At 69.3% G+C, this 11,098-nt stretch carries 12 protein-coding genes and 2 pseudogenes; 6 read left to right on the top strand and 8 right to left on the bottom strand.

What is annotated here, in order from left to right; all coding sequences use genetic code 11:
• Nucleotides 1-174, top strand: a pseudogene (locus tag G6030_RS16440) (two-component sensor histidine kinase); the annotation flags it as partial.
• 110 nt (nucleotides 175-284) lie between these two features.
• Nucleotides 285-713 (top strand): four-helix bundle copper-binding protein, encoded by a 429-nt coding sequence (locus tag G6030_RS06990; RefSeq protein WP_007626378.1) that lies wholly within the window; start codon nucleotides 285-287, stop codon nucleotides 711-713.
• Nucleotides 714-887: 174 nt separating this feature from the next.
• Here G6030_RS06990 and G6030_RS06985 read toward each other — a convergent pair whose 3' ends face one another.
• Genes G6030_RS06985 through G6030_RS06955 form a run of 7 tightly spaced genes read right to left on the bottom strand, consistent with a single transcriptional unit; the run spans nucleotide 888 to nucleotide 8,268 of the window.
• On the bottom strand, nucleotides 888-2,303 hold the full coding sequence (locus G6030_RS06985) for an NADH-quinone oxidoreductase subunit N (RefSeq protein ID WP_042329325.1): 1,416 nt from the start codon (nucleotides 2,301-2,303) through the stop codon (nucleotides 888-890).
• A 21-nt stretch (nucleotides 2,304-2,324) separates the two neighbouring features.
• A complete protein-coding gene (locus tag G6030_RS06980; RefSeq protein ID WP_007626381.1) occupies nucleotides 2,325-3,815 on the bottom strand; it encodes an NADH-quinone oxidoreductase subunit M in 1,491 nt (496 codons plus the stop codon).
• Nucleotides 3,816-3,817: 2 nt separating this feature from the next.
• The gene (locus G6030_RS06975) at nucleotides 3,818-5,764 is read right to left on the bottom strand and encodes a proton-conducting transporter membrane subunit (protein ID WP_182642632.1); all 1,947 of its coding nucleotides are present in this window, start codon (nucleotides 5,762-5,764) and stop codon (nucleotides 3,818-3,820) included.
• Complete coding sequence (locus tag G6030_RS06970) at nucleotides 5,761-6,063, bottom strand: NADH-quinone oxidoreductase subunit K (protein ID WP_017836397.1); 303 nt, start codon at nucleotides 6,061-6,063, stop codon at nucleotides 5,761-5,763. The genes G6030_RS06975 and G6030_RS06970 overlap by 4 nt, the downstream gene beginning before the upstream one ends.
• Nucleotides 6,060-6,623 carry an NADH-quinone oxidoreductase subunit J gene (locus G6030_RS06965; RefSeq protein ID WP_064257203.1) on the bottom strand — a complete coding sequence of 188 codons (564 nt, stop codon included), beginning with the start codon at nucleotides 6,621-6,623 and terminating at the stop codon, nucleotides 6,060-6,062. The genes G6030_RS06970 and G6030_RS06965 overlap by 4 nt, the downstream gene beginning before the upstream one ends.
• Nucleotides 6,624-6,626: 3 nt before the next feature.
• The gene (locus G6030_RS06960) at nucleotides 6,627-7,562 is read right to left on the bottom strand and encodes a complex I subunit 1 family protein (protein WP_096907183.1); all 936 of its coding nucleotides are present in this window, start codon (nucleotides 7,560-7,562) and stop codon (nucleotides 6,627-6,629) included.
• Nucleotides 7,555-8,268: a hypothetical protein gene (locus G6030_RS06955; RefSeq protein WP_007626389.1), complete on the bottom strand. Its 714-nt coding sequence runs from the start codon at nucleotides 8,266-8,268 to the stop codon at nucleotides 7,555-7,557. The genes G6030_RS06960 and G6030_RS06955 overlap by 8 nt, the downstream gene beginning before the upstream one ends.
• 15 nt (nucleotides 8,269-8,283) lie before the next feature.
• On the opposite strand from G6030_RS06955, the gene G6030_RS06950 reads away from it, so the two are divergent.
• On the top strand, nucleotides 8,284-8,733 hold the full coding sequence (locus G6030_RS06950) for a hypothetical protein (RefSeq protein WP_187352317.1): 450 nt from the start codon (nucleotides 8,284-8,286) through the stop codon (nucleotides 8,731-8,733).
• 95 nt (nucleotides 8,734-8,828) lie between these two features.
• Here the strand turns inward: G6030_RS06950 and G6030_RS06945 are convergent, their stop codons facing one another.
• A complete protein-coding gene (locus G6030_RS06945; protein ID WP_007626392.1) occupies nucleotides 8,829-9,173 on the bottom strand; it encodes an NADH-quinone oxidoreductase subunit A in 345 nt (114 codons plus the stop codon).
• A gap of 332 nt (nucleotides 9,174-9,505) precedes the next feature.
• On the opposite strand from G6030_RS06945, the gene G6030_RS06940 reads away from it, so the two are divergent.
• From G6030_RS06940 to G6030_RS06930, 3 genes and pseudogenes are all read left to right on the top strand, one after another.
• Nucleotides 9,506-9,820 (top strand): cation transporter, encoded by a 315-nt coding sequence (locus G6030_RS06940; protein WP_311200806.1) that lies wholly within the window; start codon nucleotides 9,506-9,508, stop codon nucleotides 9,818-9,820.
• A 264-nt stretch (nucleotides 9,821-10,084) separates the two neighbouring features.
• A pseudogene (locus G6030_RS06935) lies at nucleotides 10,085-10,267 on the top strand (response regulator); the annotation flags it as partial.
• Nucleotides 10,230-11,098 (top strand): ATP-binding protein (locus G6030_RS06930; RefSeq protein ID WP_187701601.1); only part of this gene is annotated, 869 nt, incomplete at its 3' end. The pseudogene G6030_RS06935 and the gene G6030_RS06930, both read left to right, overlap by 38 nt.

Below are 11,098 nucleotides of genomic sequence, written 5' to 3'. Positions count from 1 at the left end.
GGCCTGACCATCACTCGCGCACTCGTCGAAGCCCACGGCGGGAACATTCGAGCGCACAGTGACGGGCCCGGCCGAGATGCAAGTTTCACTGTCGAGTTTCCGAGCTCTGGCCGCTCTCCCACTAACCGAGCCGGCATTTCCGGCGCGCAAGTGGCCGGGCCCGGTCTGATTTGACCGAAGAAGGGAGTCAGCTTATGTGTCGACCGACGTGGCGCTACCGCCTGCTCTACCGTGCGCGGACGGCGCCTTGCCCACGGCCGGGACCGGCGACGGAGGACGATCTCGTGCTGCGGTACGCCACGATCGCTGATCTCGGCGCGACCGCGCAGTTGCACGTTGAACAGCTACCGGCCGGTTTCTTCCCCGGCCTGGGGCCACGATTCATGCGTCGCTGGCACCGGACCTACCTTGATTCCCCGCACGGCGCGGACGCCTGCTTGGCAGAAGAGGCGGTTGCCGACCTGCGGAACTGCATCCGTACCAATCTCGACTGCGCCGATGTCTGCGTCGCCACCGCTTCCGTCCTGAGTCGCCGAACGGGCAGCAACCTGACCGTGGTCACCGAGTTGCTCAAGGCCTGCCGTGCCGCGTGCGCTACTTGCGCCGAAGACTGCGAGGCTCACGCCGACATGCACGAGCACTGCAAGCTGTGTGCTGACGCCTGCCGTCGTTGCGAAAAGGCCTGCAGCGACCTCCTCAGCGCCATTGGCTGAACCCGCGGCGCCGCTGTAGTCGTTGCTCGACTGGGTGTGCGACTTAGGTCCTACGGCGACAACCGACGATCTAGGGGGTTCTCTCCTATAAGCGGGCTCTCCTGTACGGCCCCCGGCTCCCTCCCGCACCTACTCGACGCCCCTTCCGGCTGGGGAAGGCTGCCGCTCCCAGCCCTACAGGATCCCGGGGCCGTCGAGGGCAGCCCACAGGACACCGGCCAGGACGCCCAGCGCCAGGCTCGCGGTCGCGGCGACCGCGGCCGTGACGGCCGGCCAGGCGGCCATCCCGCCGCGTCCGGGGAACTCGGCGGCTTGGGAGTCGGGTCGGGCGAAGACGGGGGCGAACCAGCGCAGGTAGTAGAAGAGGCTGATCACGCTGTTGACCACCACCACCAGAGCCAGCCACCCGTGACCGCCGTCCCAGGCGGCGGTGGCGGTGGTCAGTTTGCCCACGAAGATCGCCAGGGGCGGGGTGCCCACCAGCCCCAGCAGCGCCACCAGCACGGTCAGTCCCAACCCTGGGCGGGAGCGGGCCAGCCCGCGGTATTCGGCGAGCGTCCGGTGCTCGGGCAGGGCAGCGGTCACGGCAAAGGCGGCGACGTTGGTCACGGCGTAGGCGGCCAGGTAGAACAACAGCGAGGGCAGGGCCAGGTCGCTGCGCCCGGCTGCGGCCACGGGCACCAGCAGGAACCCCACCTGCGCCACGGTCGACCAGCCCAGTAGCCGGCGGGGATCGGTCTGCCAGTAGGCGGCCAGGTTGCCCAGGAACATCGAGGCGGTGGCCAGTAGGGCGGCGACGAGCAACCAGGAGTGCTCTTCGGCGGAGACCGTGGCCACCAACCGGTACACGGCCACCAGCGCGCCCACCTTGGGCACGGTGGTCAGGAACGTGGCGGCGGTGACCCCGGAGCCCTGGGCGGCGTCGGGCACCCAGAAGTGCATCGGCACCCCGCCGGCCTTGAACAGCAGCCCGGCCAGCACCCCCAGGATGCCTGTCCCCACGGCGGCGTCCGGTGCGGTGGGCAACGCCTCCCGGAGCAGGGCGTAGTCGGTGCCTCCGGCCAGGGCATAGAGCACGGTGACGCCCAGCATCAGCAGGATCCCGGACAGCGCCCCCATGAGGTAGGTCTTGACCGCCGCCTCGGCGCCCAAGCGGCCGCCGGTGAGTCCGATGATCCCGTACAGCGGGATGCTGGCCAGCAGGAATCCCACGATCAGCACCAACAGGTCGGTGATCCCGGCCAGGACCATCACCCCGGCGGTGGCGAAGAGCAGCAGGGCGTAGGTGTCGGATTCGCGCGGGGAGTCCTTGAGCTCCCCGGAGGCCACCCCCAGGATCAGCAGGGTGGCCAGGGTGGCTATCACCCGTGCGGCGCCGGTGGCGGTGTCCACGGCAAAGGTACCCGCAAAGGCGCTTTGCGCAGGCCCTGCCATAGCCACCGCGGCGGCGGTCGCGGCGCCCAGTAGCGCCAGGGCGGCCGCGGCGCGGGCGATCCACTGGCGCTGCCGGGGGAGGAACGATCCGCCCAGTAGCACCGCCAATCCGCCGGTAAAGACGATGATCTCGGGCAGCAGCAGCCCGGGGCTCATCTGCATGGAGGCGTCCACGGGTTACCGTCCCACCAGTTCCACGAGGGCGGCCGAGCTCGGCTCGATCACCCCGAGCAGCACCAGCGGCAGCACTCCGATCAGCACGGACAGCGCCAGCAGAGGGCCGGCCGACCACAGCTCGTGCGCCCGCAGGTCCGCGAACCCGGGGGAGCGCCCGGCGGCGGGCCCGGTGAAGACCCGCTGCAGGGCCCGCAGGAACAGGGCGGCGGTGATCACGATGCCCACTAGCGCCACTGCGGTCACCGGGGCCACGGCCACGCTGCCGGCGAAGATCTGGAACTCGGCGATGAACCCGGAGAAGCCGGGCAGGCCCAGGGAGGCAAAGGCGCCGATCGCGAACAGCGCCGCGTACCGCGGGGCGGGGCCGGCGAGCCCGCCATAGGAACCCAGGTCGTAGGTCCCGGCCCGGCTCTGCATGACCCCGGCCAGCAAGAACAGGGCGGCGGTGATCAGTCCGTGGCTGACCATCTGCACCATCGCGCCGGTGACCGCCACGGACCGGGCCTGCTCGGCACCCTCCACCAGCAGCCCGGCCGCACCCAGGGCCAGGACGATGTAGCCCATGTGGTTGACGGAGGTGTAGGCGATCATCCGCTTGAGGTCGGTCTGGGCAAGCGCCACCAGTGCGCCGTAGAGCACGGAGACGATTCCCACGGCCACGATCACCCAGGCCCACGCCCGCCAGACCTCGGGCAGCATCGGCATGGCGATCCGCACGAAGCCGTACGCGCCCATCTTCAGCAACACCCCCGCCAGGACGGCCGAGCCGGCGGCCGGGGCGTCGGTGTGGGCCGGGGGAAGCCAGGTGTGGAACGGCACGGTGGGGGTCTTGACGGCCAAGCCCACCAGGATCGCCGCCAGCACCAGCCCCCCGGCGAGCGGCTCACCGGCCAGCGGGGGTGCGGCGACCAGCTCGGGGATGTCAAAGGTGTGGGGCGCCGAGAACACATACAGCCCGATGAAACCCAGCAGCAGGGCCAGCGACCCCAGGAACGTGTAGAGGAAGAACTTCAGCGCCGACCGGGCCGCATTGCCGTGGCCCCACCCGGCGATGATGAAGTACATTCCCACGATCGACAGGTCAAAAAAGACGAAGAACAGGATCAGGTCGGCTGAAACGAACACGCCGAGGCTCATGCTCTGCAGGAACAAAAATAGCGCCGCCTGCACGCGCGGCCGGTCCGAATCCCGCAGGCAGTACACAGCGCACGCCAAGAACACCACGACCGTCATCGCCACCAGCGGCAGGGACAGCCCGTCGATGCCCACGTGGTAACTGCTGCCCACCCCCGGGATCCACGGCACCTGCTCCTCGAACGCCAGCCCGTTCGGTCCCGGGTCCTTGTAGCCGGCCCACACCACGGCAACCAGCAGCACTTCCAGCACGCTCACCGCGATCCACGCCCATCGCGCGGCCGCCGGCCCGATCGCCGGCACCGCGGCCAGGACGGCGGCGGCGGCCAAGGGGAGAAAGACGATCAGACTGAGCATGCTCATCCCATCACTGCGTAGACGGTCCAGGCCACCACGGCCACGGTGAGCACCGCGACGGCCTGCAGGAGGTACTGGTGGACGGCCCCGGTCTGCGGGGTGCGGGCCAGGTGCCCGAGTCGGCGAACCCAACCGGCCAGGCCCTCGACGGCGCCGTCGACCACGGCGTCATCGAGGCGGGCCGCGCCCTGCCCGGCCGTATGGGCGGCCCGTGCGGCTGCTCCGACTCCGGCGTCGAGGACCTCGTCGTCGAACCGCGCCACGGACCGTGCCAGCATCGGGACGGCCCCGGCCACGGAGGTCACGGCGCGGTCCAGGACCGCGTCGTCGAACCGGGCCAGGAGGTGCGCCAACCGCATGACGGGAACGACGACGACAACGTGCGCAGCAGCCTCCAGCCCCAGCCACCGCTCGGCCCACCCGAGTTCCGGGGCGCGTAGACGTCGCATCAGCAGCACCACGGCCAGGGCGATGGCGGCCGAGACCACGAGCTCGAGCGCCGTCACCTCGCCGTGCCCGCCCATCGCCTGGGCGAGGGCGCCGCTGAGCGGGGGCAGCGCCAACACCGACAGCCCGGCCGCCCCCGCGGCCAGCACGACCAGCGGGGCCTGCTCGAGCGCCCCCACCTGCCCGGTGCCGAGCTCTTGCGTTGCGCCGACCTCCCGCCCGGCGGTGGGCTCCTCGACCCGGGCCTGGGCCCCGCGGTGCCAGATCGTCCATAGGACCTTGCCGGAGTAGGCCGCCGACAGGGCCGCCGCCACCAGTCCTGTGGCGTAGAGCCAGGCCGAGGTCTCCAGGGCCCCAGCCAGCACCGCGTCTTTGGTCGCCCACAGGGACAGCGGTGCGATCCCGGCCAGGGCCAGGGCTCCCACGGTCGCGGTCACGCCCACCACCGGCCATCGGCGGCCCGCCCCGCGCAGTTCCGTGAGCTTCTCGGTGCCCAACGCGGTGAGCCACGCCCCGGCAGCGAGGAACAGCAGTGCCTTGGTGGAGGCATGGGCCACCAGTTGGGCGGCACCTCCGCTCACCGCGCCCACTCCGGCGGCCAGCACCACAAATCCCATCTGCGCCACAGTGGACGCCGCCAGCAACTGTTTGAGATCCCGTTGGGCCAACGCCACGATCCCCATCGCCACCGCGGTCAGTAGCCCGATCCACGCGGCGGCCGGGCCCGCCCACCCGGTGGAGGCGAGCAGCGGCTCCACGCGCAGCAGCAGGTAACCGCCCATTGCCACCATCGCCGCCGAGTGCAGCAGTGCGCTGACCGGACTGGGGCCCTTCATCGCGCCGGAGAGCCAGAACGAGAACGGCAGCTGCGCGGCCTTGCCCAGTGCCGCCACCAGGATCCCGGCCGCCACCACGTGCCGCCACGGGCTCTCCGCCGCCGGCAACTCGGACAGGCCCATACCGGCGCCGCCGGCCAAGGCAGCGCCGGCGGCCAGGTAGAGACCCAGGTCGGCGGTACGGGTGGTGAGGAAGGCCGTGAGCCCGGCCGAGACGCGGTCGGTGTCCCGCCACCAGAACCCGATCAACGCGTACGAGGTCGCGCCCATCAACTCCCAGGCAAACAGCAGCGCCGGCAGGCTGGCGGCCGAGGCCGTGATCAGGGCCGCGGCGGCGAAGAGCAGCATCAGCCCGTGGAAGCGGGGCCGGGCCGCCCGGATGTTGCCGGCCGCAAAAACCAGCACCAAAAGGGTCACCACTGCGACCATCGGCAGGGTCAGCGCCGCCAGGGCGTCGACCTCCAATGCCACGTCGACGCCGGCGACGAACGGGAACGCCACCGCAGGCCGCGCAACGGCGACGACAGCCGCCAGCAGCGCGGTCACGGCAGCGGTCGATACCGCGATCGGGGCCGCAACCCGCTCCGCCCGGGTCAGCGCGAGCACCGCACCCACGGCAGCCGGGAGCACCACCAGGGTCAGCAGCAAGGTCTGGTCGGCGGTCATCCGGAGAGATCCTCGGCCATGTCGGTCATGTCGGTCTGCCGCTTGCGGTGCAACAGCGTCGCCACGGCAAAGCCCATGGCCATCTCCACGGTCATGGCCGCCAGCACCACCAGCAGCAGCACCTGCCCGGAGGGGCCCGGGGCCAGGAACCACCAGAACCCCGCGGCGGCCAGGAGCACCCCGTTGATCATCAACTCCAGGCCCATCATCACCATCACCACCACCTGCTGGGACAGGGCCCCGTAGAGCCCGACGGCGAACAGGGCGGCGGCCACCACCAGAACGGCCTCCAGGGTCATCGACCCACACCTCCCGGCTGGGGGTCGTCGGCCGGGCGGCGCCGCAGATCGTCGCCGAGCCGGTCGTAGCGGGTGCGCCCGGCGGCCAAGACGATCCCGGCCACGATGGTGGCCACCATGACCGCGCCCACCACAGCCATCACCAACATCTTTTCGCCCATGATCTCCAGGCCCAGCGCGTTGGTGAGGTCCTCGGGTGGGGCGCCACGTCGCTCGGGCCACGGGATCAGCAGCGCCCCGGCGGCCAGCAGCACAAAGACCCCGACCGAGGTGCCGATCGCGGTCTTCTTCCCGTGGGTCATGTCCATCGGCATCAGCGCCGGGTTCATGCCCATGAACATCACCATGTAGACCGCCATCACCGCCATCTCCATGACCATCATCAGAATCGTGATGATGCCCAGGTAGCTCTGACCCAGCAGCAAAATCATCACCCCCACGGCGATGAACGATGCCGCCAGCGCGTAGGTGGCCCGGGCCATCGAGTCCACCACGAACACGGCCGTCCCCGCGGTCACCGCCACCACAGCGAGTACCCAGAACACGATCCCGACCAGCACGGCTCAGCCCTTCCAGACCACGACGAGGGACACAAGCAGATCCTGGGCCACGACGGCCGGGAGCAAGACAGTCCAGCCGATCTCCATGAACCGATCCGGTCGCAGCAGCGGAAGTTTGCGCCGCGCCCACACCAGAACCGTCAGCACCAGCGCTGTCTTGACCAGCACCCACGCCCAGTCGGGCAGGACGGGCCCGGCACCACCGCCGAGGAAGAGCGGCACCGAGAACGCCGCCCCGGCGGTGAGGAACAGGTAGCGCCCGGCCTGCAGGACCAGCCGATCGACCCCCGAGAGTTCGGCCGTCACCCCGCCGACGATGTCCGCGGACAGGGCCGGGGCGAATGGACCCCATAAAGAGAAGCCGGTCACGCCGATCAGGAAGACCAGGAACGCCACCGGCATCCACACCACAAACCACACGCCGTCCTGCGCGGCCGCGACGTCGCCCACCGCCAGACTGCCGGCGGCGATCGCCGGGGCCACCAATGCGAACATCAGCGGCAGCTCATAGGCCAGCCCGTGCGCGAGGAAGCGGTAACCGCCCACCAGACCGTGGATGGAGTTGGCGCCCCACCCCGCCAGCCAGACCAGGGCCCACACCATGACGTCGACGGCGTTGAACCACACGACTCCCACGTCGAGGTCCGCCAGTGTCCAGCGGCCCAGCGGGATCACGGCGATCATCAGGAACGCCCCGACCAGCATGCCCGCGCCGCCGATCCGCCACAGCAGGGTGTCCGCGGCGACCGTCGTGCGGCGACGCTGCCGCAACAGACGGGCCGCACGGGCCAGGGGAGTGGGCCCGCCACGACCGCCGCCCCGCGCCGGCGACGAGAGCACCCCGTCCAGCGCCACCGCGAACAACGCCAGCCCACACAGGATCACCCCGGCCAGCACGGCCCACCCACCGGACACGGTCGTCACCACGGTCTCAGACATGCCCCACCTCCCGGACGGCAGGATGCGAGCCCAGATCAAGGCTCGCCACCGCCAAGCGCACAGTGCCCAGCTCCAAACCGGTCACCAGGTCCGGCACCACCGCCCACGGCACAGTTAGTTTGTCCGCAGATTCCTGCGCTGAGCCGCCATCCGCCCGGTCCGGCGTTGCGCCGCCGACCTCGACGCGGATCCGTTCCAGTTGGGCCAGCAACCGGTCGTGGGCATCCCCGAGGCAGTGCCCCGGCAAGCCGTGGCGCTCCAGATCGGCCGGGCCGAGCGGCAGCACGCCCCGCAATGACCAGCGCAGCAGCCGCGACCTGCGAACCTTCCGGTGCAGACGCTCGACGGCGTCACGGGCGGCACCGGGATCGCCCGTCAGAATCCCGTCCCGGGCACGGCGGGCGCAGTCCGCCAGGTCTTCGGCACCGGCCAGTGCCAGCAGTGCCATGACCTGATCACATTGGGTCACCGTGGCAGACGCGTGGTCCGTGGGCCGACCGGGTGCTCCGGCCCTGTGCTCCGTCGCGTCGATCACCGAGGCGGTGGCGTCGACGACAACGTCCCCCTGTAGCGAGCAGTGCAGCACGAGCCCGGCCGGCCAGAACGGCAATACCGGACCGAGCGGCAGATGGAGAACATCCATCTCCAGGCCGTCGCGGTCCTCCCCGCCTTCGGCCAAGGGAATCCCGGCGGGAGCCATGTCCATATCCCCGTGGCCTTCATGGCCCTCGTGCCCGCCGTGGTCTGCGTGGCCCTCGTGGCCACCATGCCCGCCATGGTCTTCGTGGCCCTCGTGCGCCTGGCGATCCGCGTGCTCTTCGTGGTCCGAGTGTCCACCGTGGCCCTGGTGTTCCTCGTGTCCTTCGTGACCCACGTGCCCTTCGTGCCCTTCGCCATCAGCATTGTTCGCGTGATCGGACATCGAGGGCTCCTGCGCCCGTTCGCGGGCGTCGGTCCGGTGATGGGAAGTGTCGAGCAGGAGCGCAGTGGCATTGTCGAGGGCGGGAACCACCGCTCCGGGCGAGGCGATGCCGATGCGCACCCGAGGGCCGGGCATCTGCTCCCAGAGGCGGTTCGCCAGATCCGACAGCTCAGGGCCCGGCGCACCACACACGACGAGCACGTCCCCCTGAGCCGGACTACTGGCTATCCGCCACCCGCGACGGAGTAGCTGTTGCTCAAGCTCCATCCGAGTCGCCCACTGGCCCGGGGCCTCGACGACGAGCACCCGGGTGGCCTGGACGGCGAGGCGGGCGAGAAACGGGCTCAAGCCCATCGGAATGCGCCTTCTCGCCGTGCCCAGGCCACGGCGACTAGCAGGGCACCAAGGAACAGGAACATCTCCACCACCGCAGAGAGCCCCTTCTCGATCACCACCACGGCCCACGGGTACATAAAGAGCATCTCGACGTCGAAGGCCAGAAACACGATCGAGGCGAGGTACCAGCGTGCGTGGAACCGCGACAGGGCGTGCTCCTGCGGTGCCCACCCGGATTGGGCCGGCAGGACTGTCAACGGGTCGGAGGTAATGCTGGCCACGCGGTGGAGTGCATAGAAGAGAGCAACGACAGACAGCGCCACCAGAGCCACGGACACGATCCCTGAGGACATGACGGTCTCTCCCCTTTCTCGCGGTCGAACATCGAGGCCGGTCGCTGAGCGGTGGGAGTCACCTTAACGGATTACCGCGATCGATAATCTCGTTCCAGCTCGGCGGTCAGCCGTGACCGGGGCCGGCTCCGCAGAGCAGCAGGAAATGATGGGCGCTGTAGGGCACCGGCAGAGGGTGCTTTCAGGGGCCAGTCCGAAAACCGCGGTTCTCCGAGCCCGATCGACCAGCCTCGGGCAACGTGTCCTGGGGCGCCCACCTCGCTCCCTCGGTGCCAAGGTCAAGATCTCGTGAAGAAACCTGACGACTCGAATCATGTACCCACCGGGGGTATATGATTCTGGTGTGGGATCGCCCCACGGCGTTCGGCGAAAGGATTAAGACGATGACGGCCACCACATACCAAGTTCAGGGGATGACCTGCGGGCATTGCGTTTCATCCGTGAAAGCCGCTGTTGGTGCATTGCCCGGCGTGATCGGCGTCGAAGTCAACTTGCAGGCAGGAAGTATGACAACGACCGGAACCGCGACTACCCAGGCCGTATCCCAAGCCGTGGCCGACGCCGGATACGCGATAGTCTCCGCAGATCAGACGGTCGGTGTCTCCTTGCCCATGGCGAGTGGAACGGGTGGCTGCTGCTGCAGCTGACGGTTGGCCCATTTCGGCCCGATGACGCGATGAACCACGTTCTCGAGCGAACACAGCATTGGCCGGGTGGGCACCCTCGCTCACCCGGCGCTCGACTTCCAGCCGCAAGTCATTGAGAGATGTCCGGGTCGGCATGTGGCCCGCGCGCGTGTGGCCCATATGGTGGCGCCGAGGATGATGGGGGACATGAACTCTTCTGCCCGTGCGCTCGGAACGACAGAAGTCGCCGCACCGACGCCACGTCCGGCCACGGGCTTGCGGGCGATGGTTGTCGAGGACGAGCAGTCTTTGGCCGATGTCGTGGCCACCTACCTCGAACGCGAGGGCTTCGAGGTGACGATCTGCGGCGATGGTCTTCAGGCGGTGACACTGGCCCGGCAAATCGACCCAGACGTCATCGTCCTTGACCTTGGCCTGCCCGGGCTGGACGGGGTGGAGGTCTGTCGAAGCATTCACGGCGTCCATCATCGTGGCGTGGGGGTTGGCGGTGACCATCGCAGTGTTACTGGCGCTGCTGGTGAGTTGGTATCTCACCCGGAGAGTTCAACACTCCGTCACCGCCGTGACCTCCTCGACTGCCGAGATCGCCAGTGGACGCTACGACACGCGGGTCGTTAGCCCAGGCCTGGGCCGCGAGTTCGACGATCTCGCCGACAGTGTCAACGAACTCGCCCGACGGCTCGACGCCACCGAGACCACCAGACGCAGAATGCTGGCCGACCTCGGACACGAAATGCGCACACCCCTTGCCACACTCGACTCCTACCTCGAAGCCATCGACGACGGCATCCACACCTTCGACGACGACGTCCGAACCATTCTGTGGTCGGCTACTCGGCGGCTGGAGAGACTCGCCGCGGACATCGTCGACGTCTCCCGCGCGGAAGAACACCTCACCCGCCTTCGCCCCAGTCCGACCACTACTCGGACGCTGGTCACCCGTGCGGTCGACGCCGTCCGAGAACGAGACGAGAACAAGGGAGTCCAGCTACACACCCACGTCGACGACGCACCGGTGACGGTGGACACCGACCGCATCGGACAAGTGCTGGGCAATCTCCTGGACAACGCACTTCGCCACACCCCCGCCGGCGGCACCGTCACCGTCATCAGCGGGCAGGTAGGGCGCCGCCACGTCGAGATCACCGTGTCGGACTCCGGCGAAGGAATCGCCCCACACCACCTCGACCACCTCTTTGACCGCTTCTACCGAGCCGACACCTCACGCGGCCGCCACAGCGGCGGCAGCGGTATCGGCCTGACCATCACTCGCGCACT

The sequence above is a fragment of the Dietzia sp. E1 genome, from assembly GCF_014145015.1.
Lineage (GTDB): Bacteria > Actinomycetota > Actinomycetes > Mycobacteriales > Mycobacteriaceae > Dietzia > Dietzia cinnamea_A.
Note: the sequence above shows the minus strand (reverse complement) of the source record. Positions and strands in the feature narration are given on the sequence as shown.

Excerpts from the sequence above, each read along its gene's own strand:
- G6030_RS06985 (WP_042329325.1), bottom strand. The coding sequence starts at position 2,303 with ATGAGCCCCGGGCTGCTGCTGCCCGAGATCATCGTCTTTACCGGCGGA.
- G6030_RS06980 (WP_007626381.1), bottom strand. The coding sequence starts at position 3,815 with ATGCTCAGTCTGATCGTCTTTCTCCCCTTGGCCGCCGCCGCCGTCCTG.
- G6030_RS06975 (WP_182642632.1), bottom strand. The coding sequence starts at position 5,764 with ATGACCGCCGACCAGACCTTGCTGCTGACCCTGGTGGTGCTCCCGGCT.
- G6030_RS06970 (WP_017836397.1), bottom strand. The coding sequence starts at position 6,063 with ATGACCCTGGAGGCCGTTCTGGTGGTGGCCGCCGCCCTGTTCGCCGTC.
- G6030_RS06960 (WP_096907183.1), bottom strand. The coding sequence starts at position 7,562 with ATGTCTGAGACCGTGGTGACGACCGTGTCCGGTGGGTGGGCCGTGCTG.
- G6030_RS06955 (WP_007626389.1), bottom strand. The coding sequence starts at position 8,268 with ATGGACATGGCTCCCGCCGGGATTCCCTTGGCCGAAGGCGGGGAGGAC.
- G6030_RS06950 (WP_187352317.1), top strand. The coding sequence starts at position 8,284 with ATGGCCCTCGTGCCCGCCGTGGTCTGCGTGGCCCTCGTGGCCACCATG.
- G6030_RS06945 (WP_007626392.1), bottom strand. The coding sequence starts at position 9,173 with ATGTCCTCAGGGATCGTGTCCGTGGCTCTGGTGGCGCTGTCTGTCGTT.
- G6030_RS06940 (WP_311200806.1), top strand. The coding sequence starts at position 9,506 with ATGATTCTGGTGTGGGATCGCCCCACGGCGTTCGGCGAAAGGATTAAG.